This is a genomic window from Paenibacillus sp. Soil787, assembly GCF_001429545.1.
Classification (GTDB): Bacteria; Bacillota; Bacilli; order Paenibacillales; family NBRC-103111; genus Paenibacillus_E.
The window spans coordinates 224,166-246,587 of the sequence record NZ_LMSP01000047.1; the positions used below are offsets into that span (position 1 = coordinate 224,166).

The 22,422-nt window shown below is 44.4% G+C and carries 21 protein-coding genes; 20 read left to right on the forward strand and 1 reads right to left on the reverse strand.

The window, feature by feature from the left end:
• Nucleotides 1–60: 60 nt before the first annotated feature.
• Nucleotides 61–663 (reverse strand): nitroreductase family protein, encoded by a 603-nt coding sequence (locus tag ASG93_RS32300; RefSeq protein WP_056839029.1) that lies wholly within the window; start codon nt 661–663, stop codon nt 61–63.
• Nucleotides 664–819: 156 nt separating this feature from the next.
• On the opposite strand from ASG93_RS32300, the gene ASG93_RS32305 reads away from it, so the two are divergent.
• The 20 genes from ASG93_RS32305 to ASG93_RS32400 all read left to right on the forward strand — a co-directional run bounded on the left by ASG93_RS32305 (nt 820) and on the right by ASG93_RS32400 (nt 22,276).
• Entirely contained in the window at nt 820–1,035 is a 216-nt protein-coding gene (locus ASG93_RS32305; protein ID WP_063892015.1) for a hypothetical protein, read from the forward strand.
• Nucleotides 1,036–1,094: 59 nt separating this feature from the next.
• A complete protein-coding gene (locus ASG93_RS32310; RefSeq protein WP_056839032.1) occupies nt 1,095–3,383 on the forward strand; it encodes a DEAD/DEAH box helicase in 2,289 nt (762 codons plus the stop codon).
• The gene (locus ASG93_RS36065; RefSeq protein ID WP_056839034.1) at nt 3,380–4,924 is read left to right on the forward strand and encodes a ribonuclease H-like domain-containing protein; all 1,545 of its coding nucleotides are present in this window, start codon (nt 3,380–3,382) and stop codon (nt 4,922–4,924) included. Before ASG93_RS32310 ends, ASG93_RS36065 begins: the two co-directional genes overlap by 4 nt.
• A 403-nt stretch (nt 4,925–5,327) precedes the next feature.
• Nucleotides 5,328–6,137, forward strand: a complete 810-nt coding sequence (locus ASG93_RS32320; RefSeq protein ID WP_056839035.1) for an Fpg/Nei family DNA glycosylase — start codon at nt 5,328–5,330, stop codon at nt 6,135–6,137.
• 15 nt (nt 6,138–6,152) lie between these two features.
• A complete protein-coding gene (locus tag ASG93_RS32325) occupies nt 6,153–6,986 on the forward strand; it encodes a deoxyribonuclease IV (protein WP_056839037.1) in 834 nt (277 codons plus the stop codon).
• 60 nt (nt 6,987–7,046) lie between these two features.
• Nucleotides 7,047–7,400 (forward strand): cyclic-phosphate processing receiver domain-containing protein, encoded by a 354-nt coding sequence (locus ASG93_RS32330; protein ID WP_056839039.1) that lies wholly within the window; start codon nt 7,047–7,049, stop codon nt 7,398–7,400.
• A 21-nt stretch (nt 7,401–7,421) separates the two neighbouring features.
• On the forward strand, nt 7,422–8,195 hold the full coding sequence (locus tag ASG93_RS32335; protein WP_056839040.1) for an ABC transporter ATP-binding protein: 774 nt from the start codon (nt 7,422–7,424) through the stop codon (nt 8,193–8,195).
• A gap of 23 nt (nt 8,196–8,218) precedes the next feature.
• The gene (locus ASG93_RS32340) at nt 8,219–9,256 is read left to right on the forward strand and encodes an SAM-dependent methyltransferase (protein ID WP_056839042.1); all 1,038 of its coding nucleotides are present in this window, start codon (nt 8,219–8,221) and stop codon (nt 9,254–9,256) included.
• A gap of 86 nt (nt 9,257–9,342) precedes the next feature.
• Nucleotides 9,343–10,983 (forward strand): serine/threonine protein kinase, encoded by a 1,641-nt coding sequence (locus ASG93_RS32345; RefSeq protein WP_235551041.1) that lies wholly within the window; start codon nt 9,343–9,345, stop codon nt 10,981–10,983.
• A 109-nt stretch (nt 10,984–11,092) separates the two neighbouring features.
• Nucleotides 11,093–11,605: an acyl-CoA thioesterase gene (locus tag ASG93_RS32350; protein WP_029195955.1), complete on the forward strand. Its 513-nt coding sequence runs from the start codon at nt 11,093–11,095 to the stop codon at nt 11,603–11,605.
• Between the two features lie 271 nt (nt 11,606–11,876).
• A complete protein-coding gene (locus ASG93_RS32355; RefSeq protein WP_056839046.1) occupies nt 11,877–12,992 on the forward strand; it encodes a hypothetical protein in 1,116 nt (371 codons plus the stop codon).
• Nucleotides 12,989–14,251, forward strand: coding sequence for a CpaF family protein (locus ASG93_RS32360; RefSeq protein ID WP_056839049.1), 1,263 nt, complete (start codon nt 12,989–12,991; stop codon nt 14,249–14,251). The genes ASG93_RS32355 and ASG93_RS32360 overlap by 4 nt, the downstream gene beginning before the upstream one ends.
• Entirely contained in the window at nt 14,248–15,120 is an 873-nt protein-coding gene (locus ASG93_RS32365; protein WP_082615220.1) for a type II secretion system F family protein, read from the forward strand. Before ASG93_RS32360 ends, ASG93_RS32365 begins: the two co-directional genes overlap by 4 nt.
• A gap of 1 nt (nt 15,121) precedes the next feature.
• Nucleotides 15,122–15,991 (forward strand): type II secretion system F family protein, encoded by an 870-nt coding sequence (locus ASG93_RS32370; RefSeq protein WP_056839051.1) that lies wholly within the window; start codon nt 15,122–15,124, stop codon nt 15,989–15,991.
• Between the two features lie 15 nt (nt 15,992–16,006).
• Nucleotides 16,007–16,234, forward strand: a complete 228-nt coding sequence (locus ASG93_RS32375) for a Flp1 family type IVb pilin (protein WP_056839052.1) — start codon at nt 16,007–16,009, stop codon at nt 16,232–16,234.
• On the forward strand, nt 16,200–17,228 hold the full coding sequence (locus ASG93_RS32380; protein WP_156411118.1) for a TadE/TadG family type IV pilus assembly protein: 1,029 nt from the start codon (nt 16,200–16,202) through the stop codon (nt 17,226–17,228). Before ASG93_RS32375 ends, ASG93_RS32380 begins: the two co-directional genes overlap by 35 nt.
• A gap of 14 nt (nt 17,229–17,242) precedes the next feature.
• A complete protein-coding gene (locus ASG93_RS32385; protein ID WP_056839055.1) occupies nt 17,243–19,534 on the forward strand; it encodes a hypothetical protein in 2,292 nt (763 codons plus the stop codon).
• A 17-nt stretch (nt 19,535–19,551) separates the two neighbouring features.
• Nucleotides 19,552–20,217 (forward strand): TadE/TadG family type IV pilus assembly protein, encoded by a 666-nt coding sequence (locus ASG93_RS32390; RefSeq protein WP_056839058.1) that lies wholly within the window; start codon nt 19,552–19,554, stop codon nt 20,215–20,217.
• Nucleotides 20,218–20,253: 36 nt separating this feature from the next.
• Complete coding sequence (locus tag ASG93_RS32395; protein WP_056839060.1) at nt 20,254–20,763, forward strand: prepilin peptidase; 510 nt, start codon at nt 20,254–20,256, stop codon at nt 20,761–20,763.
• Between the two features lie 13 nt (nt 20,764–20,776).
• Nucleotides 20,777–22,276: a DUF6382 domain-containing protein gene (locus tag ASG93_RS32400; protein WP_056839062.1), complete on the forward strand. Its 1,500-nt coding sequence runs from the start codon at nt 20,777–20,779 to the stop codon at nt 22,274–22,276.
• Nucleotides 22,277–22,422: the final 146 nt, after the last annotated feature.

Genomic DNA, 22,422 nt, shown 5'->3' on the forward strand with positions numbered 1-22,422 from the left:
ATTTGAAAAGAACACCTCAGACACGATTCACTCGTGATGAAGTGTTCTTTTTTCATAAGATTAAAGCGTCTGTCCAAATTCTCCGCTATATAAAAGCTCGCTTAACTCACGTCTGCCTGATGGGATTTCGCGTTCTTGGAACTTCTCATCGAGAGCGTTGACAGGGCCACGGTAACCAATGGCAATCACGGCATGAATGTCATACTCTTCAGGGATTTGAAGGGCTTCGCGGGCTTGATTCCGATCGAATCCGCCCATAGCGTGAGTGACTAGACCTTGATTGTTGGCTTCTAAAGCGAGGTAGCCCCAAGCAGTACCAGCATCGAACGCGTGACTTGGGTTATCGCCGCCTCTTGCCGTTTTGGTATGTGAAATGACAAGGGTGAGGACGGGAGCTTTTTCGCACCATTCTCGGTTGCCCGGCATAATGAAATTGTGAAATTTAGCTCTTTGCTCGGATGTACGGGCAATAATGAAGCGCCATGGCTGCAAGTTGCTGCTGGATGGTGCCCACCTAGCGGCTTCAAAAAGACTAAGGAGAACATCTTCGGTCACTTCTTGATCGGTAAAGGAGCGTGGCGACCAACGTGTTAGGAATTGAGGGTTGATTTCGTGATCAGGTTGACGATTGGATTCGACTTCAGCAGGTAAAGAAGTTGTCACTATGAATTCCTCCTTATATTTGTAATCTTCCTAATATTACCTGATTTCAAAGTGGATTACGAGTTTCTGGAATTCCCCTTGAATTGTATGGTTATTCATGTTTATGGCAAAACTAGTTGTTATGAAATGAAGGATCAAGAAGAGGTGCGAGAAACCGTGAATTTTACTAGTCATGATGTTATTATCATTGAAAGAGCACTAAGAACAGCGATGAAACATGATAGGGAAGAGCATCGTTCAAGAGATTATCATGAAGTTTTGCTCAAAATGCAAGAAAGTGCGGAACAAGCCCTTCGTGTGAATGCTCAGCTTGCTAGCGCCGATCATGACGGAATTCGGTATGATTATGATGATTCATCCGATCTTATGTAGACATGCGAACGTATATTCTGTAAAATAGAAGAAACGATAATGGTAAGGAGATTCGACTCATGAATCCTTTAACTGGTAAGGTTTCTTCCATGAATGAAATGATTGATTGGTTGCGCAAAGCACCAGAAATCATGTCACAGGTCACCTATTGGCACACCATACCCCCGCGCGATCCCAAGCTGGCTGAATTTCCAGATGGTTTGCATGAGGGTATTCGTGCTGCACTTCTACATAAACACATTCAGCGTCTATACACACACCAAGCGGAGTCGTTCCGTCAGGTGACGGCAGGTCATCATGTTGTTACCGTGACACCAACGGCTTCAGGCAAGACTCTTTGTTACAATCTTCCGGTTGTACAGAAAATTCTCGAAAACGATGCGTCTCGTGCTCTATATTTATTCCCAACAAAAGCGCTAGCGCAGGATCAAGTCGCAGAACTTCAGGAAATGGTCGACTTCATGGAGGTCGATATTAAGACGCATACCTATGATGGAGACACGCCGCCGACAGTGAGACAGGCCATCCGTAATGCTGGACATATTGTCGTTACGAATCCCGACATGCTTCATTCCGCCATACTTCCTCATCATACGAAGTGGGTAAAGCTGTTTGAGAACTTGAATTATATCGTTATTGACGAGGTGCATTCGTATCGCGGGGTTTTCGGCAGTCATGTCGCAAATGTGATTCGCAGGCTAAAGCGTATTTGTCGGTTCTATGGCTCTAACCCGCAATTTATTTGCGCATCGGCGACGATCGATAATCCAAAGGAGCATGCGGAGCGGCTTATTGGCGAAAGCGTTACGCTGATCGACAATAACGGAGCGCCGGCAGGCGAGAAGCACTTTGTATTCTATAATCCGCCAGTGGTGAACCAGCAGCTGGGGATTCGTAAAAGCTCCGTCTTGGAGACGCGCAAGCTAGCAGGAACGCTGCTGCGGAGCGGAATCCAGACGATTGTTTTTGCTCGGAGCCGCGTGCGCGTGGAGATTTTGCTGACCTATCTGCAGGAGCTCGTGACACACGAGCTGGGCAGCAAATCGATTCGCGGCTACCGCGGCGGATATCTCCCGAAGCTTCGCCGGGAGATCGAAAGAGGCTTGCGCAGCGGGGAAATACGCGGCGTTGTAAGCACGAACGCGCTGGAGCTGGGCATCGACATTGGCCAGCTGCAAGCGTGCGTGCTGAATGGCTATCCGGGTACGATAGCCAGCACTTGGCAGCAGTCCGGGCGTGCCGGACGGCGGCAGGAGACCTCGCTGACGATACTCGTCGCGAGCAGTAATCCGCTGGATCAGTACTTGATCCAGAACCCGCGGTATTTCTTTGAGCGGCCGCCAGAGCAGGCGCGCATTCATCCTGACAATCTGATCATTCTCGTGGATCATGTGAAGTGTGCGGCTTATGAGCTGCCCTTTGAAGCGAATGAGAAGTTTGGTGATGAATCTCTCACCGATGTCCTCGAATATTTGACGGAGGAGCAAGTGCTTCATCAGGTGAATGATCGTTGGTACTGGATGGAGCAGTCTTTTCCAGCTCACAACATTTCTTTGCGCTCCGCAGCGCAAGAGAATTTCATTATTATTGATATGACGAATGCCAATAGAGTCATTGGCGAATGCGACCGTTTTAGTGCGCCAACGCTCATTCATGAAGAGGCTATTTATATCCACGAAGGTGTCCAATTCCAAGTGGAGAAGTTGGATTATGAAGAGAAGAAAGCCTATGTTCGTCAAGTGAATGTGGATTATTTTACAGACGCAAGTATGGCTGTACAGCTTAAGGTACTGCATGTGAACCGAGAGGGTCGAGTAGGAGGGCTGCTGCGCCAATTGGGTGAGGTCACGGTGAATGCTCAGCCAACGATCTTCAAGAAAATCCGTTTGAGAACGCATGAGAACATAGGGTCTGGCCCTATTCGTTTGCCTGAAGAAGAGTTACATACTAGCTCTTATTGGTTTACCTTTGACGAGGAGATGTCGGCTGGGCGTTCGGCCAATGATATGCAGCATGCGCTGCTCGGCATTGCGAACGTCCTGTCGCATCTGGCTCCGCTGTATTTGATGTGCGATCCGATGGACATTCGGGTCGTTCCGCAGGTGCGTGCGGTGCATAACAAGCTGCCGACGGTGTTTTTCTACGACCGCTACCCAGGCGGCGTAGGTCTTAGTGACCGGTTGTACGACGTACACGGTCAACTCATGGATCAGGCGCGCAGCCTGATTGAGCGCTGCGGCTGCATCAGCGGCTGTCCGGCCTGCGTTGGGCCGATCGAAGAAGTTGGCCTGCTTGGCAAGAAGCTGGCCCTTGAGCTGCTAGCGCAGCTCGAAGGCGGTGCCCGATGAGCGGGCTCCGTGAGAGGCTGGGCCGCCTGCGGGGACCTGCGGCGGCTCAGGCGATAACGCCGACCCTGCCTGCGGCGGACGGCGAGTGGGCGCAGCTCGGCGCCCATATAGAATCGAGCCCGGCGGGCTCGTTCGTTATGCGGCGCCGTGTGTACGGCGCGGACAGCGTGCACGGCAAGTATCGGCTGCGGGAGCTGGCCGATGTTGCACAGCAGCTGTCCTGCTTTCACGACCGTGACGCCGTTGTCCGGCACGAAGGGCTGCTCTTTTTCGACACCGAAACGACCGGGCTCGGTATAGGTGCAGGCAATGTGCCGTTCATGGTCGGCATCGGCTTTTATACCGGTGAGCTGTTCACGGTAGAACAGCTCTTGATACGCAACCCAGCGGAAGAGCATGCTATGCTTGTTTATTTGCAAGAACTGCTCGCCCGCTTTACGCATATTATTTCCTACAATGGACGAACGTTTGATTGGCCTATTCTCAAGAATCGCTATGTCCTTAATCGACTCCAATTGGACGATGCGAAGCTGCTTCAGCTTGATCTCCTTTACCCATCGCGAAGCTTGTGGCGAAACACGCTCCCATCTTGCCGTTTGAGCAAAGTCGAAGAGAGCCGCCTTGGTTTTGAGCGTGTAGACGATGTGCCGGGGTCCATGGCACCCGCTTTATACTTTCAGTATTTGGCGGAGAAAAATCCTTCCGTACTTGAAGGGGTTTTCGTTCATAATGAGCACGATATCGTTACTCTAGCTGCACTAGCTATACATTTCGGCAAACTGTTGAGTGGGGGTAATGAAGCTGCAGGAAGAATGGCGGGTTTAAAACGTTTCGAACTGCTGGAAACGAAGGGATTGCCTTCGAACGGAAGGCATGAGCTTGGTCTTGAGCCCGAATTCGGATTCGGTCAAGAACAAGAACCCGAATTCGAAACTGAACTTGAACTTCAATCCGAACGTGAACTTCAACCCGAACCCGAACTTGAACTGGAAGAACAGTTTCGAACAGGCCTGTGGCTAGACAAAATGGGCCGCCCTGCAATAGCTGAGAGCTATTTCGATGCATTATTTGCTAGGCTAATGAATGATATAAGGTCATCTAATCCAGCTGATCAAGAATCAGCCATTCTTCAGTTAGCAGCTTTTTATAAGAAAAATGGAAAATATCTTCGTGCTGTTGAACTGTGGAAGCGATGGATTGCTATCAAAAACGCGAGCATTGCGCTTCATCTGGAGCCTTATTTGGAGCTTGCGATGTATTACGAGCACCGAGAGAAGAACTTTGCTCAGGCTATATTTTACGCTGAGGAGGCTTGGGCGAAGCTCTGGCGACGCCGTTCGCTTCACCGTGGGGATAAACGCCAAAACGAAGTCGAGGAAGCACTGGAGAAACGACTCCACCGACTGAAAGGTAAGTTGAGGAAAACCGAAAGTCTCTCGTTTGAAATGACATCTCCTGCTGTGAAGAGTAATAACACATCAAAAGCGAAAACCAAGACTCGTAAAGTAAAGCCGATTTACGTTAGCGAAGGGTTAATTTAATGGGGGATGGATGCCATTCCACAGAATCCTTAAGAGTAGCCTAACTCGTGGGGAGTCTGTTTACGTCTATGTTAATTCTACTCATTTCAACACATTAGATAAGAGCTTCTAGAGACTGCTAAATTTCATTTTTTATCCATGAATCAGGAAATAGAAGCTCCTTGAAGCTCTTAATTTAAACATTTTCTCCAGTATTGATAGTATTCCATAATAATAGAAGTCCATAAAGACTGCTATCTGTCATATTCAGAGTTAATGACTGGTTTAAGAGTCCTTAGGGACTCTTATTTTAAGTGAAACCTGACCGTCAAGTGTGTGTTCCAGTGAGTTTCAATGAGTTATATCCGTTTACTTTCCCAGTCATTTGGATATACAAGGAAGAAAACGGCAAGGAGAGTGTGCCATGCCCGAACTTCCAGAGATGGAAACTTATCGTCAGCAGTTGACGCGATTAATCCAGGGTACGCCAATCACAGGGGCGGAAGTTTCGCGTCCGAAATCATTGAATGTGGAGCCGGATAGTTTCATTCGTAAGCTAACTGGGAACCGTATTGTACGGATAGATCGAAGAGCTAAACATCTTCTGTTTCACTTGGTAACTGGTGAAGTTTTGTTATTGCATTTAATGCTCGGTGGTTGGATGTTCTATGGCATGGAGGATGAGAAGCCGGATCGGACAACGCAAGTTGTGATCCATTTTGGTACGAAGCACTTATATTTCATCGGATTGCGGTTAGGATATTTGCACATGCACACTTTACTTGAGGTTGGTCAACTTTTAGCCAAGCTTGGGCCTGAGCCATTGGATGCCAGTTTTACTTTTACACAATTCAAGAAGGTGCTGAAAAGTAAAAATAGCAACTTGAAAGTAGCGTTTGTCGACCAATCGTTTCTGTCAGGGATTGGGAACTGCTATTCTGATGAGATATGCTTTTATGCGGGAATTCTCCCTCTTCGTAAGCTATCCTCCCTTACTGAAGAAGAGCAAAATCGCTTATTTCAAGCTATGCGCTCGGTTCTTCTCGAAGCTATTCGATTCGGTGGATATATAAACGAGCCTCTTTTTGTTGGGGACCGTTTAACAGGGCAATTCGATGCTAAGTGTCGTGTATATGATCGAGAAGGGGAGCCTTGTTTGCGCTGTGGACATCCACTAATAAAGACAGAAGTTTCGAGTCGCAAATGCTTCTACTGTACTAATTGTCAAGCGTGAAAGGGCGGATTCGTGATGTTTATTGGCGCTCATGTTAGTACGCGTGGCGGCTATTTAGGTGCGGCCAAAACCGCTCTGTCTATAGGGGCAAATGCGTTTCAATACTTTCCCATGAATCCGCGCAGTCTTTCTACCAAATTAGTTAATCAAAAAGATGCAAACGCATGCGCGCTATTTTGCCTGGAACAGGGCATTTTGTCGATTGGACATGCCCCGTATCCCCTAAACCCAGCGGCTGATGAGGTTGAACGCGAGATTATGGTAAAGCTTTTGAGAAATGGCCTAGAAATTACAAATGCCTGCGGTTCGGTAGGATTAGTGGTGCACTTTGGAAAATATATTGGAAAAGACCCGTTACAAGGCTATAAAAATATAATACAATGTTTGAATAACGCTACTCAGGGGTATGAGGGGTCATCTTTGATTTTGCTTGAGAATCAAGCTGGAGAAGGTGCTCAGTTAGGGCTAACTATGGAAGAAATGGTTCAAGTTCGTAAGCTCAGCGAATCTCCAGAGAAGATTGGTTTTTGCTTAGATACGTGTCATGCATTTGCAAGCGGCTTATGGCAGGGGCATAATTGGTTAGAGCTTGAGACCAAGGGTAAACAGCTTGATTACCTTCCGCATCTGAAGGCCGTTCATTTGAATGACTCAGTCCATCCTTATGGTTCCCGCCGAGACCGCCATGCGAATATTGGTGCTGGATACATTGGTCTAGACAATTTTCAGCAGACGCTGGCCTCACCTTTTTTGAAGCAAATTCCAATTGTTCTTGAAACAGGTTCAGGCAGTGACGGTACACATACTCAGGAAATTGCACTGGTGAAATCATTGGTTATAAGTACTTGATTCCTTTAAATCTCTGGTTACTTGATTCATTTCATCATGAACAGGAAAGGAAATCCGATCATGATTCATGTATACTTAGATGACTTGCGACCTTGTCCCCAAGGATTTGCTTTAGCCAAAGATGTCAAAGAATGCCTTTTACTGCTCCAAGAGTTTGAAGTTGATATTTTATCGTTAGATCATGATTTGGGATGGTCTACGATGGAGACTGGCATGGATGTTGTCATTTGGTTGACGCAACAGCGTAAATTTCCCAAAACGATTTATATTCATACTTCCAGTCCTTCGGCTTGTACGGCTATGTACCAAACGCTTTACACGGCCAAACCCGAAGGGATGAGTCTATACCCTCACCGAATTCCTGACGATTTGCTCATGCAGATTGCACAAGGGACTTATAAGAGTGAGCCATAGTCAGAAAGGAATCGACCGCAAATGATCCATTTATCCGGTATTCATTTTATTAGAGGAGAACGTCATATTTTACAGGATGTGAATGTACACATTCAGCCAGGAGAACACTGGGTATTGCTAGGCCGCAATGGCTCAGGAAAGACAACATTGCTCGAAATGATGAATGGATACGAGTTCCCGAGTCGGGGAACGGTAGACGTGCTGGGCAACCGATATGGTCAATGTGATGTGAGGGAAGTTCGCAAGAAAATCGGCTATATTTCACAGTCTTTATTTGAAAAATTGAACCTAAGTGACCCCGTGCTCGAGGTTGTCTCTACAGGCGAGTATGCCTATCTCCGGTTTTATCAGGAAATACCGCAAGAGGTGAAAGATCGTGCTCTAGTCATGTTGAAGCGTGTCCGCATTCCTCATTTGGCTGATCAGCCTTTAGGAAGTCTTTCGCAAGGAGAGCGTAAAAAAGTCATGCTTGCTAGATCGCTCATGATGAAGCCTTCCATTCTCATTATGGATGAACCAGCGGCTGGTCTTGATTTATACGAGAGAGAACGTTTTTTAACAGATGTCAACGATCTTAGCAAGCAAAACATTACGGTCGTATACGTGACGCATCATATCGAAGAAATAATCCCTTTATTTACGCATGTAGCAATTATTGAACAAGGTGAAATCATTGCTGCGGGGCGCAAAGAAGAGGTACTGACGCCGGAAAATATTCATCGAGCTTTTGGAATCGACATCATGTTAGAATGGTTCCAAGATCGACCATGGATTAAGGTTATTGAACCAAGATAGTAGAATACATAAAGGATGCGGCTATGACACACTTAACGACATACATTGGAACCTCGAATCACGGGTTCGCTCAATATGCACAAGATGAAATTCGTAAAATATTTCCCTTAACTAAGTTTACTTTGTTGGTACCGACAGAGGTGTTCATATTCGAAGTGCCTGAAGGTACAGAAGATATGATCACAACGCTTAAGGAGCAGGAACCTATGTTTCTTAGGCATGCTCAGCCTGTGAGTCAACACTGGGACCTGAGCCGAACAGATGCGGATATCGAACATCTCAAGACTTGGCTAAGAGAGGCCATTTATTCAGGGCTTATTGGTTCAGGCGAGAAAATAGCGACCCAAGTTCGCAAAGAAGAGCGGGCAGATGTACCTTATGCGCCTTTCACCATTAAGGCAGCATTAGATGAAATCTTGGTTTCGGAGATTCAGGCTGAACCCGTAGTTCGGTATGCGGATCAAATTATTTCCGTGTATATTAGCGCCAAGAAGTTATTCGTGGGGCTATCCAAGCCTGCCGATAATTTGTCTGATTGGTCAGGCGGTGCGATCCGATTCATGAAGGAAGAGGATCAAATATCCCGTGCTAAATTCAAGCTTTTGGAAGCGGAACAGCGTTTCGGTATTGATTTCAGTGTTGCTCGTACGGCACTAGATATCGGCGCGGCCCCTGGTGGATGGACATCCTTACTTTTGGAGCGTGGCTTGCGAGTTACGGCTATTGACCCTGCATCCATGAGTCCGAGACTTCAAGGCAACCCCCTTCTCACGATTCTTAAGAAAAATGCTGGCGATGTAAAGTTGCGGGAAAATGAGTTTGATTTGCTCGTCTGTGATATGAGCTGGGATCCACGTCAAATGGGTCGTTTAGTCGCTGATTTACTCTATTCCTTACAAAGTGGGGGAACAGCTATCATTACGGTCAAACTCATGCATAAAAAACCGTTCCAAACGGTTCGTGATGTTTTGAAGATTTTGGAGCCGACGCTCTTCTTACTTAAAGCCAAACAATTGTTTCACAATCGGGAAGAATTGACACTTTATTTGCAAAAGACGTAGAATGTGGAAAAAAATGTAGATTTTTAATGATGGCCCTCTTATAATCAAGGTAAATCTTACCTGATAAGGGGGTCATTTATTTATTGATGAATAGACAAAGCTGGATCGGAACATGCATTGGGGGAAGATATCGAATTGAATCCATGCTCGGTCAAGGTGGAATGAGTCACGTTTACTTAGCAGAGGATTTGAAGCTGAAAGGGAAGAAATGGGCAGTGAAAGAATGTTTGCCTTTTGAAGCGGATGATATGACGTTCTTCCTGGAAGAAGCGGAGATGCTCGCTAGGCTCCAGCACCCACAGCTGCCGCAGTTAGTTGATTATTTTACAACCGAGGATGGAAAAGGGTTCTTGGTCATGGATTATATTCAAGGGCCAACATTGCAAGACTTATTTGAAGAGAAGGGTCGCGAGTTACCTGTTGCGAAAATTATGCATATTGCCTTCCAGCTATGCGATATACTTCACTATTTGCACACTTTTCAGCCTCGTCCGATTATTTACCGCGATCTAAAGCCTTCCAATGTGATGTTGAATGAGCAGAACCAAGTTCGATTAATCGATTTTGGCGTTGCCCGACACTTTAAACACGGTAAACAATCCGACACCATGCAAATGGGTACGATTGGCTTTGCGGCTCCCGAGCAATTCTTGGGCTTACAAACCGATGCGCGCACTGATTTATTTACTCTTGGCTCCATGCTGTATTACTTATTATCGGGCGGCCAGTATGCTTATATCACCCAAAAACCTTTGGATCAGATAGGTCCAGATTTACCAGAAGCCATAACCTCCACCGTTCGATTACTCCTTCAAGAGCACCCGCAAAACCGCTGTCAATCTGCCATGGAAGTAAAAATGAGACTTCGTTCCATTTATTCTGAATCAGCTGTGGCCCCTGAAGCGCTTAATCTGCACACCCCATCCATCACCTCGACACCTGATAAATTAATTGTTATTGGCGGTTTATTTGCTGGTGTAGGTGCGACATTCCTGGCAATTACACTCGCGAGAATACTTCATTCTATGTACATTCCGAACGCACTTGTTGAGCAGCCGACCATTGAACCTGATTTGTATATGCTCCTTTACGGCGATAGCAAGGCCCCCAAGGATTACCCATTCGTGTCGAGTCTCATTAGTGACCAAACGTCAACAGCGATTTCGTCATGGACTACCGGTTTTACGACATGGGTACCCCTTCATCCTGAGGGTTTTCAAAGCGCATGGCATCCTGCGGATTCCTTCAAACTTCTTCATACGATAAAAAAACCGATCGTCATTTGGGACGTATCCACGCATTGGGAGGATCCATCCGTTCAAGAGCTTTGTCATAGTGCAGATGGGATCATTGTTGTCGTAGACGCTTCTCCAGGTAAATGCAATCTACCAAGTTCACGAGCACATTTCAAGGGATTTGATAAGTATCAGCAGCGTGGTAAAAAGGTGCATTATGTGGCAAATGGGACGATGCCGGGACATTTCAGGAAAGAGTGGGTAAATTCTCTTCCTGCGATACCGATATGTAACCTGCCTGAAATTCCGCGAACTGAAGTTATGCGTGCCGTTTGGAAAGGGGAATGTATTCAAGATCAAACCGAGATTTTGGCGAAGTTGAAAGATGCTCTGGCCCCTTTACTTAGAGAGATTCTGCCGGCAGATACGCTTAGAAAAAGCAGTTTGAAGGGGAGTAAATCATTATTCTCACGATTCAAAAAGCCTAGTTAGCACCTTTCATAAATTGTAAATAGATTCTCAAGGTATAACCAAACGACCCTAATTGTGTTATGATGAGTCATATTTCATTTTTTAGAAGTAGATAGAGGGGGTCATACATATGGAACAACGATTTGCTAGAGAATCCAGGTGCTTCAAGACGTCAAGAATTTTTCCTACCGATGTAAATAATCACAACACGCTCTTTGGTGGAAAATTGATGTCCTATATTGATGATATTGCATCGATTGCGGCACATAAACATTGCCGGAGGTCTGTCGTGACAGCCTCAACAGATTCTGTTGACTTTTTGTCGCCCATACATACGTCAGACTCGGTTTGCTTAGAGTCATTCGTGACATGGACAGGCAAAAGCTCGATGGAGGTTTTCGTCAAAGTCGTAACTGAAGATTTAAAAACAGGGTCAAGAAAAATTGCCGCAACCTCTTTCCTGACATTCGTTGCACTCGATGATAACAAAGTTCCAGTTGAAGTTCCAGATGTGGTTCCAGAAACAGAAGAAGAAAAGAAGCTGCATGAATCAGCGCCACACCGAGCAGAAATGAGACGCATACGAAGAGTTGAAAGTAAGAAGTTAGCTAGCTTCTTCACCATGAAATACCCTTGGGAATAAGTTTGGGAATAAAAGGGTTGATTTTCCGGTAGAGTGTGGTACAATTTGGATAAATTAAATCGGACATGCGGAAGCACCGCTGATCGTGGAGATCTTATCTCCTCAATCGGCGCGTGCTTTTTTTGTTTTCTCCGAATCGCGAAGGAGGCTGATGAATGAAGGTTGAGACGACAATTCGCATTGCCATAGTACTCACTGTTATTAGCTTAGTGTTAATTGCCAGTGGCGTCTATGCCAAGTTTTCATGACTTAATAGGAAAGGGAGGTAGGAATGAATAAAATTCAACTTTACGTCTTAGATGATGACATCGTTTACGCAGAGCGACTTGCGGCCTTCATCCGAACTTCTGAGTTCGCGGAGAGATTACAGGTGAAGCTTTTTTCGAAAATAGAATTGGTTATCGAGTTGCTTGAGAATCAGCAATTAGAAGGTGTTTTATTGCATTCCGAGGCGTACTATCCTATGTTGATGAATCGGAGTACATCCTTACGCAAAATGATTTTGAGTGAAACAATTGCAAACTCCAAAGAAGCGGAGACGAAGATTCCGTTTTTATATCGTTTTCAATCACTGCACCAATTGATATCGCGCCTTCAGGCTTTTTATACGGAAAAGCAACGATTTGATGCGGGTCCCGGGACGAAAAGAACTAGAGTTCTTTCTGTTTACAGCAGCAGCGGGAATAGTGGGAAAACGATGACCGCCATTCATTTAGCGAAGCAGTTATCTTTTCGTGGGGACCAAGTTTTTTATCTTAGTCTGGAGTTGGTCAGTTCAGCCTCTCAGTGGCTTCAGGGTGATTTAGGACGCTTTTCGCAGCTTTTATACTATATGAAAAGATCACCTGACTTATTGGGACCTAAGCTGCAGCTGCTTAAATCCCACGATTCTAGGCTGCGTATCGATTATCTGACTCCCAAAGATCAAATCAGGGAAATGCAAGAAATGAGCGGTGAGCATGTTCGTTTACTTATTGAATCATTAATCTCGCTAAACGAATATGACTTCATCATTGTTGATTTAGAAACATCTGTGCACCCGAGGATTGTCAAAAGTTTGGATGTCAGTGATCATGTCATCTGGATTGTACGGGACGATTTGAATGATTTGTTTAAAACAGAGGCACTCACGAAGCAAATGGGTTCCTTGCAGAATGTTCATTTTGTCATCAATAAATATACAGGCAAGCAAACGAATGATTTCTCAGGATTAAGCAAGGAAATAACTTATAAGCTTCCGTATATCCCTGAATGGAAAGTTTTAAGCACCCCAGAGCAGATCTGGCAATCTGGCTTATTTTCAGAACAGACGTTTGAGATGTTCACAGCTATTAACACAGGAAAAGGGCATTCTTCTTCGGATAAGGAAGGGGCTGCTGCCTCATGAATCATGAGTTGTTTCTCACATTGAAGCTGCAGATTAAGGAAAGGATTGATCTCTCCAGCACGGTCAGCGACAAGACTTTAATTGAGCTTATTGAGGAGTCCATTTTCATCGAAGCAGGAGAACACGGTTGGACTTCAAGCGAGATGCAGGCTTTAGTAAAGCGAATTTTTGATTCATTCCGGGGCTTGGATATCCTTCAACCATTGATTGATGATCCATCCGTAACTGAGATCATGGTTAATGGGCACGAGTGCATTTTTTTTGAAAGGAAGGGTGCTGTTGAGCGATATCCATATCCTTTGGAAAGTGCTGAGAAGCTAGAGGATCTCATTCAGATGATTGTTTCTAAAGTGAACCGCATTGTGAATCAAGCAACACCAATTGTCGATGCGCGTCTGCCTGATGGTTCGAGGGTCAATATTGTACTTCCGCCAGCCTCTCTGAGTGGGCCGACCTTGACGATTCGTAAGTTTCCGGAAAAGCCCCTGCTTATGGCGGAACTGATTGCTATGGGAAGTATTTCGGAGGAGGCAGCAGAGATCCTGCGAGTGATGGTTGAATCAGGCTTTAATGTCTTTATTGGGGGCGGTACAGGGTCAGGGAAGACAACTTTTCTCAATGCATTAAGTGCATGGATCCCGCCTCATGAGCGTGTAATTACGATCGAAGATTCTGCGGAGCTTCAGATACAAACTGTACCTAACTTGGTGAGAATGGAAACTAGAAATGCCAATACCGAAGGAAAAGGGGAGATCACGATTCGAGACCTTATTCGTTCTTCACTGCGCATGCGTCCCAATCGAATTATTGTTGGGGAGGTTCGTGGAGCGGAAGCACTAGATATGCTATCTGCGATGAATACTGGTCATGATGGAAGTTTAAGTACAGGGCATGCGAATACATCCATGGATATGCTCAGCCGATTAGAGACGATGGTGCTCAGTGGTGCCCTACTTCCAGTAGACGTCATTCGCAAACAAATTGCGTCAGCACTGGATGTTATGGTCCATGTAAGTAGAATTCGTGATCGTACCCGTAGAGTCACAGAAATTCATGAGGTGCTTGGAGTGAAGGACGGTGAGGTTCAACTGCATCCACTTTTCCTATTTGATGAAAAAGGGGAGACGGTGGATCGTAAGGTTATTGGTGGGCTCGCCTATACTGGAAACCGATTGCACAACATGCACAAGATTCGAATGGCAGGCAAGAAGCTGCCAGGATGGTTTACACAGCTGCAGGAAGAGCGTGATGCAGGATGAAGTTAGTACTGCTTCATGTCATTATTGGAGCTTTCAGCTGGTTTTTTCTTTTGTTTTTGGAACGAAGAAAAAGATCATCTAAGAGAACTGAAATTCAGCCCATCCAGCAAACAGCTACAATGAACCATTTGATTGACTATAACCACTATCAGCTAACCTCGAAGGAAAAAGTAAGTGCTATCCTTATGCTTGCCTTGCCAGCGTTCGTTGTAGGTTACATTTTCTACAAAAGCTTCGTTCTTGCTATAGCATTGGCTGCGGTAGGCCTCGCATTTCCTCGTATTCGTAAGCAGCAATTAATTCAATTACGTAAAAACAAACTTTATGTACAGTTCAAACAAGCACTAAGCTGCCTATCCTCCTCCATGACGGTTGGAAAGTCGATTGAAACTGCGTTTAGAGAGGCATTAGAAGATCTTAAAATGCTGTATCCAGATCCCGCTTGCCTGATCGTCGTTGAATTCAGTATTATCTGCCGAAAAGTAGAGAATGGGGAGCCCATTGAAGCTGCTCTGAAAAACTTTGCGGATCGCTGCCATCTTGAAGATGTAAGAAGTTTTACAGACGTATTCTTAACTTGTAAGCGGACGGGTGGCAATCTAGTGGAGGTCATGAAACGAACGGCTACGGTAATTGGCGAAAAGCTTGAAATTTCACAGGATATATCCGTGATGATTGCACAGAAACGATTTGAATCTAGGGTACTGCTCTTTGCGCCGATCGTTATTGTTGCCGTGCTCGCGTTCTCTTCTCCAGAGTACATGGATCCTCTTTATATGGGCAGTGGTGTACTCATCATGTCTGCAAGCTTGGTGCTGCTTGGCGCTTGCTATGTACTCACTCAAAAAATCATGAATATTAAGGTGTAGCATGTGGATTACGATTGTGTTTATTTCTCAGATTGCCGTTTATATCCTGTTATGGCAATTGGGGCGCATGCAATATGCTGAGATTATCAAAGCTCACCCGTATCCGTTCCAGATGAAAATGCTGTTACCTTACAGCTATTTGCTCATCGATAAGCTTAATTTGATGGAAAAATTACCCGATTTTACGGCAAAAGTACATCATAAATTAATTACACTGCATGGGAGAAGCTTCGCTGCACATGGCAGTAAATGGTTTCTTGCTGAGCTTATATCGGTTTCGACTTTATGCTTAGTAATCCTAACTCTGCTATCCGTTCTGGCTGGTGGAGACTCTTCTCTATTTGGATTTGGTTTGTTAGCCGCTGCTATAGTTCCCTTGATCATAGTGCGTGATTTGGATGCTAAAATCCGCAAGAAACAGCAGTTGATGATTCTTGAATTACCAGAAATATTAAGTACAATTGTGCTGCTCGTTAACGCAGGAGAGACTGTGAATCGGGCATGGATACGCTGTGTAGAAGCCCGACCGCATAAAGCACAAACGCCGCTCTATAAAGAACTGGCACAAGCCGTTCATGAGCTGGAGATGAATGTATCCTTTGCAAAAGTAATGGAGGATTTCAGCAAACGCTGCGCACTTCATGAAGTGTCTTTGTTTACTTCTACTCTTCTACTGAACTATAAGCGAGGAGGTAGTGATTTTATTATCGCGCTTCATGCACTTTCGTTAGATCTTTGGCAAAGAAGGAAGTCAGTGTCCCGAACATTAGGTGAAGAAGCTTCATCGAAGCTTGTATTTCCCATGGTACTCATTTTTGTTGTCGTGATGGTTATTGTTGCGGCCCCAGCTTTACTTATGTTGAAACAATAATGGAGGAATGTAGAGATGAAAACGATGTTAGATGGGCTGAAACAGTTTTGGGAAGATGAAGAAGGATTAGGCACTTTGGAGATTTTATTGATCGTCGCTGTGCTTGTAGCTATTGCAATTATTTTCAGAAAATGGGTCGTTTCATGGTTCCAGAAGTTAATTGGGGATGCCAACACTGATTTGAAAGACAACAGCGCGGTTGTTCCTTGTGCGCCTAGTCCAACAACGAGCTGTGCGCCATAGGCGTCTACGGAGTTTCCGTGTTAGTGAGGAAGGAAGTTTTACATTAGAAGCTTCTCTTGTATTTCCGCTGATTCTAATTTGTACGGTTACGCTTCTTTTTGTAGGTATGTATGCGTATCAGAGCGTATTTGTTCAGCAGCTTGCGAGAACAACTGCAGAGCGTCTAGCCTTTACGTGGAATAACAGCCACAAGGATTTGGTAACAGGAAACTTTAACCCCAATGATACAGATGGCCTTTATTGGCGACTTACACATGATAATGTGTCAGATTTATTCGGAATGCTTAGTGGGAGTGGCACAACAGAAGTCAAGATTCCCTCAAGTAATAATAGTGGTCACGTGGAGAATAAGCTTACGAAATCTTCAGCTCTACTACCTCATGGAGTGACGGGATCTGCAAAATACGCCAACTATCTTTTTGATCATCAGATTGAGGTGAAATTGAAAAATTCATTTCTTATGCCAGATCTGTTTAAGAGATGGTTGGATTCTGAGCAAACAACTGGCAGGGCTGTTTCACATGTTGTGGAACCGGTTGAACTCATTCGGTTAACGGATATTACACGTACGTATTTCAAAGCGATCAAAGGTCGAATTTCCCCTCAAAAGGCGAGAGATGCACTCGTAGAACCTACTCAAGATAACTTGTCTGGACCAAGTGTAACGATAAAATCAGAGCGTCAAGCCGCCGCATACTTGAAATCACTTGTTGGGGGTACAGAGGTCATTTTGACAACAACATCTGGAAAAAGCAGAACGGTCGATGCGCTGGATGCTCGAGGAATTGGACATCAAGCTTTTTACAACATGACGGAATTTCAGCTTCGAACCGAGCAGATGCCCAAGGATATAGAGCTCCTCAATGAAGGGGCACAAGTGAAGGGAATCGTGTGGCACTTTTTCAAGAAAGATACAAGCGGCAAGGGAATGCCGTCTAATTCATTTCGTAAGGAGCTAGAGCGCAAAGGGATAGTTGTTGTCATTCACAATTAGAAAGGGGGGAGTTTTTGAGGAATTTTGTACGTTCGGAGAGAGGGGCAGTGTCTGTCTATCTGATTCTCATCATTGTGCCGATTTTCTTATTTCAAGCCGTACTCATTGATTTCGCAAGAATTAAGCTTGCTGAAAAAGAGACGGAGTCAGCGGTCAAAGCGGCAACGCGATCGGTTATGTCAGCATACGATAAAGAGTTGCAAGCGATGGGACTCTATGGTCTTGGTATTCCACAGGATGAAACGGAGGCGTTGTTCCGCAAGGTTTTTGCAAATAATTTGTCAGGTCAAGTATCGGCTGGCGCATTTCATTATGTGGACACAAGACCCGTAGAGAATGGCATGCATGTTACTCCGGTGTACACATTAGCCAGTCATGCGATTTTTGAGCGGCAGGTGCTGGAGGATATGAAGATCAAGGCACCCATTGAGTATACACTTGAGGTTACCGATAAGTTCCGGAAAAGCGGGACAAAAGCCCCTTTCCAGCTTGGGTCTCAGTTTTCGAAAGAAGCGGCAGAGATTGAAAAACTCATGGATCAAAGAGAAAGCGCGCTAGATGAAGCATGGCTGAGCAGCGAGGAGTTGATTGAAAAGATATCGAAGTATCATACTTATTATCAAAAACGCATTTCTGAATTAGACCAATTAGCTGACCAAATCGGCATTCATACAGCCGATGAAATAAGGAATGAAATCGTAAATGTGAAAAATCAACTGCGATCGATTCAAGATTCCATGAGGGATCTGGATATGTCCATAGCAGCACTTAGCCAAGCTGGACCTGACGGAGTGGCTGGCATTCAAGCCCTCGCAGCTTCTAAACACATATTAAGTTCTCAGGCACAAGTCTTCGCCCAGAAGTTAAATGAGCTAGAAGCGTTGTTACAACTGATCATTAAATACGCAGCACTCCTAGCTGCTACAAAGCTAGAGGTTCCGGCTGACGGTAGAGAAATCCAGCTATTACAGCAAACTATTGAACCAGCTCTACGATTAGCAAAGCAGCGAAATGACGAGATACGCACAAAATTAAATGGGATAGCTCAGAGTTCGGGAAGTGGAATACAAGGTGGAACCTCTGGTGCCTATGAAGTGTTTCAAAATGTTCCTGTAATGGGAGATGATTATTTCTACAGGTATCAGACAGCCGTAGCCAGCATTACTTCGTTATTTACTGCGTTCGAAGAAGTTATTAACACCGTATATTTATACACGTCTGATAATACAAGCAGAGCAAACCTGGCGAATAATGCTTATTTTTCTGAATCTAGCGAATTTCATAGGCAGCAAAGTGTTTTGGAGAAGACAAGAATGGACAAATATGAGGCAATGGCGGCGAATAAGCGTCAGCAAAAAAACAAGATACAAGCCATTTTGGATCAAGCGAAACAGTCAATCGGTTCTTGCAGCTTGCCGAATACTCAGAGTACTGATACTGAACTATATAACCGCCTTCAGGGGGATACCGGACAAGCAGCAGGTGAGAGAGGATTGTATCAAAAGTACCGAGAAGTTAATGCTCAAGATACGATGGTCGGCAGCGAGATTGCTTATGATTTAGAGAAACCGGAACCTGTTAGCTTAAAAGCGATGGGGATGCTTGAGGCGTTTAATAACGCGGCGGAATCGATGAGAAATGAGCTATATGTGAATGAATTTGCCCTTACGAAATTTAATTACAGAACATATGGATTGGAAAAAGACCCTGCGGGTCAGCCTAAATTGTCTTATGAGCTGGTGGATCCAAGAAAGCATAAGTTGGCAAATCAAGAGGCGGAGTACCTGTTATATGGGTTTTCTTCCTGCATGGCTAATATATCGTCCGCTTATGCGGAAATGTTTGCATTCCGGATGGCGATCCGCACAGTCGAGGCCCTCCTTGATCCAAAAAAAGAGCTGCTCGGTATTGGCTCACCCTTACTCGTGTTCTTGGCTGCTGCCGCGGAAGGTGCGCTGGAAGCTTTTCAAGACATGAATAAATTAACAAATGGTGAAGCCGTAGAGTTATCTGCGAAAATCACAACATCAGCTTTAAGTTTGACGTACAAAGACTATTTGCGCATTTTTCTGCTTTTACATAGTAATAATTCGAAACTTATGGCTAGAATGCAGGCGCTTATCGAACTGGAAACGGGTAAGGATTTGGTTCAAGAAACGACGTATATTCAGGGAAACGGATCAAGTGAAGTGAGGTTGTGGTTTATCCCGCAAATCATGAAGCTGCTAGATGGAACTGGGTTACTAGGGTGTAAAGTGCAAGGGAATCAGTGTCAATTCAACAGTACTTCAGCTGTAGCTTATTGAAGAAAAGGGGGCTGTTTATGCTTCGAAAATTTCACAATGAGCAGAAAGGCGGCATGGTTTTGGAAGCTTCTTTGGTGCTGCCCTTTTTTTTAGCTTTTGTGATTGGTTTGATCGTATGTATACAGATTGCCGTATTAGAAATGGAGCTGCAAGCCGGGGTGTCAGAGGCAACAAAGTCGGTTGCCGGTCAATTATACCCTGTACGGCTTCTTCTTCAAGAAGCCAAATCCAAATTCGATCAGAGCCATGTTGGCGAATTGATGAGTTCCGTTGTAGATCGCGTACAAACGGCTCGAGATCAAGTGAAAAACACGGAGAATCTGGCTGATGAATACGCTGCGTACATTCCGAATTCACTCCTGGAGCTTATTAAATGGGAAAAAGAAAAGCGTGAGTTAGGTGAGGGGAAGGCTCAAGAAGAGTTGGATGAGCTTTACGAGAGTCAAGTTAAGCCGCGCATTCATGCTGCATTCACACCGGTTGTTTATGCATTTTGTAATCAAACAATCATGAAGAAAGAGAAATTTAAGGTCACTTCTGTGACCCTCCCAAGTATGGAAAGCGGTGGCGATGCCTTTTTTGGAATTGAAGCTCAAATGACTTACAAGCTTCCGCTGCCGTTTATAAGTCACACGATAATATTAAAGAAGAAGGCAGTGGAGCGGGCATGGGTAGGCGCCTAAGAACATTAAGAAACGTTTAGGAGGGACCTTTTTCCTTTGATTCATTTGATCTTATTTTTTCTTATAGCCATTGCATTTGTAATAGATGCACGTAAATCAATAATCCCTAACAAGGTTACTTTCTGCGGAACAATGATTGGCTTCATATTCCACGCATGTATGGAAGGTTGGAGCGGTGTGTTTTTTGCTGTGATTGGTGCAATTACTGGTTTTACGGCTCTTCTTTTACTTTATTTTTTTGGTGCTTTAGGTGCGGGTGATGTGAAGCTTTTTGCTGCAATTGGGGCGATTATGGGGTTTTCATTTGTCCTTCAATCGATGCTTTATGCCATTTTATGTGCTGGCGTTATCGGACTTATTTTGCTTCTTATCCGTAAACAGATGCTAAAAACAGGCCATAAACTTGCCACATGGCTAGTTTCTATTGTTGTATGTCAAGACATGGGCAGTCTGTTAGGTATGAAACATCAAAAAAACATGAAATTTCCGTTTATGTATGCAGTTGTACCGGGCGTTGCATGGACTTGGTATTATTCGTTTTTATGAGAGAGGTGAATCCATGACGCAAGAAGTATTTGGACTTCGTTATGAATTTCTATTTCGCCATGGTCATTATATGGTGTTGTATAAGGAAGATGGATTGGATTCAAAAAATCTCTCGACTTTGCAGGTCAGGATGCTTGAAGCCAACGATGTACCGAACCTTCTGCCGCTAGAAATACAAGAGGTGGATTTTCGCATAAGTTTGCTATATAACTTGTCGGCAAAACGAATGCTGGCCCATGTTCTGAAGGTAGAAGGGTTATCAAAACAGCATTTTGCAAAGCTCATGTATGCGATTGTTTGTGCACTAGGAGAAAGTAAAAATTACATGCTTTTTGAATCGGGATACGTTTTGAAAGATAATTTCATCTTCATTGGCAGTGATTGGTCGGATGTATATCTGACATATGTGCCGCTTGAACCTATCAATGAAGAAGATTCCGTCTTCAAATCGATGGATTGTTTGATGAAACAACTCTCACAGAAATTAAACGATAATGAGAGAAGCAAAGTGATTACATGGCTGGAGTCATTGGCACATATTCAGAGCTTGCAAGGGTATAAAGAGAAGCTATTAGCACTTATGGATGAACAACCGCTCCTGAAAGAAGCTTCTCTGATATCTAATCATAATGATGATGATGAACAAGAAACAGTAAACCCTCTTAACATGCAAATGCCTCCTGTAAAAGAAAATGAACTGCCTAAGCCACTTTGGAAGCGGAATGAAGGTCAGCAGCAAATTCGGAAAAACACCCCTATAGGGGAGCTGCCTCAGCCCAGTAGTGTTACTAAATTGAATGAAGGACAAGGAAATCCGGTATCCTTTGTAGCTATATCGGGGCGTTCACGTACGATTGTCCTTGCTGTTGTTATTCTGCTAATTGCGTTTCTTTGGCAAAATTATTTTACTTACCCTTCTACAGGTACTCTACAAATAACCGCAGGAATCTCGATTTTACTCATGAATGTTTGGTTTGTTATTCGCACCTTAGGATTACCAAGCTTTCAACGATTCGTAAAAGGAAGCAACGGGGTTAACCTACCCTTCTTATCGGTTGCAGGAAAGAAGCTAGAGCCAACCCAAGTAACACCAACACTTGAACCGATAAATATCCAAAATTATTATGAAAATTTACATATGCATACGACCTTGCTCAATCACAAAAAGCCAAACGCTACTGTGTTCCTTGGCAGGCTAATGAATAAATCATTAGGTGCAAGGATTGAATGGCAGTTTGAAGGTACGACTAAATCTGTTCCTCTGAATAATGGTCATTTTACGATGGGCAGAGGCGATGCCAGTTTGAAGGTCGATTATGTTTTGGAAGAAGCGGGAGCTTCCAGAATACATGCTGAAATAAGTAAGGTTGATGAAGGTTATGTGATAAAAGATACAGGTTCAACGAACGGAACCTATTTAAATGGCGAACAATTAGTTACTTATCAGACTTATCCGTTAAAAGATGGAGATGAGATTCGAATTGTGCGGCAGGAGATTAAATTTCGTTTGTGAAATTAAGATAAAATCACTATCTACTGGACTTAACTGCGACGTCCTATGTGGGACGTTTTTCAGCGCAGATAAGAAAGTATAAGTTTTATACTTTTGCTTCGCATCTACCTTGACAAACGCGCTCGTCCCTGAAGGACGACAGAGTC

What these genes read in the sequence shown, in the direction of transcription:
- ASG93_RS32310 (WP_056839032.1), top strand. Translation starts at nt 1,095, where the DNA reads ATGAATCCTTTAACTGGTAAGGTTTCTTCCATGAATGAAATGATTGAT.
- ASG93_RS36065 (WP_056839034.1), top strand. Translation starts at nt 3,380, where the DNA reads ATGAGCGGGCTCCGTGAGAGGCTGGGCCGCCTGCGGGGACCTGCGGCG.
- ASG93_RS32320 (WP_056839035.1), top strand. Translation starts at nt 5,328, where the DNA reads ATGCCCGAACTTCCAGAGATGGAAACTTATCGTCAGCAGTTGACGCGA.
- ASG93_RS32325 (WP_056839037.1), top strand. Translation starts at nt 6,153, where the DNA reads ATGTTTATTGGCGCTCATGTTAGTACGCGTGGCGGCTATTTAGGTGCG.
- ASG93_RS32330 (WP_056839039.1), top strand. Translation starts at nt 7,047, where the DNA reads ATGATTCATGTATACTTAGATGACTTGCGACCTTGTCCCCAAGGATTT.
- ASG93_RS32335 (WP_056839040.1), top strand. Translation starts at nt 7,422, where the DNA reads ATGATCCATTTATCCGGTATTCATTTTATTAGAGGAGAACGTCATATT.
- ASG93_RS32340 (WP_056839042.1), top strand. Translation starts at nt 8,219, where the DNA reads ATGACACACTTAACGACATACATTGGAACCTCGAATCACGGGTTCGCT.
- ASG93_RS32345 (WP_235551041.1), top strand. Translation starts at nt 9,343, where the DNA reads ATGAATAGACAAAGCTGGATCGGAACATGCATTGGGGGAAGATATCGA.
- ASG93_RS32350 (WP_029195955.1), top strand. Translation starts at nt 11,093, where the DNA reads ATGGAACAACGATTTGCTAGAGAATCCAGGTGCTTCAAGACGTCAAGA.
- ASG93_RS32355 (WP_056839046.1), top strand. Translation starts at nt 11,877, where the DNA reads ATGAATAAAATTCAACTTTACGTCTTAGATGATGACATCGTTTACGCA.
- ASG93_RS32360 (WP_056839049.1), top strand. Translation starts at nt 12,989, where the DNA reads ATGAATCATGAGTTGTTTCTCACATTGAAGCTGCAGATTAAGGAAAGG.
- ASG93_RS32365 (WP_082615220.1), top strand. Translation starts at nt 14,248, where the DNA reads ATGAAGTTAGTACTGCTTCATGTCATTATTGGAGCTTTCAGCTGGTTT.
- ASG93_RS32370 (WP_056839051.1), top strand. Translation starts at nt 15,122, where the DNA reads ATGTGGATTACGATTGTGTTTATTTCTCAGATTGCCGTTTATATCCTG.
- ASG93_RS32375 (WP_056839052.1), top strand. Translation starts at nt 16,007, where the DNA reads ATGAAAACGATGTTAGATGGGCTGAAACAGTTTTGGGAAGATGAAGAA.
- ASG93_RS32390 (WP_056839058.1), top strand. Translation starts at nt 19,552, where the DNA reads ATGCTTCGAAAATTTCACAATGAGCAGAAAGGCGGCATGGTTTTGGAA.
- ASG93_RS32400 (WP_056839062.1), top strand. Translation starts at nt 20,777, where the DNA reads ATGACGCAAGAAGTATTTGGACTTCGTTATGAATTTCTATTTCGCCAT.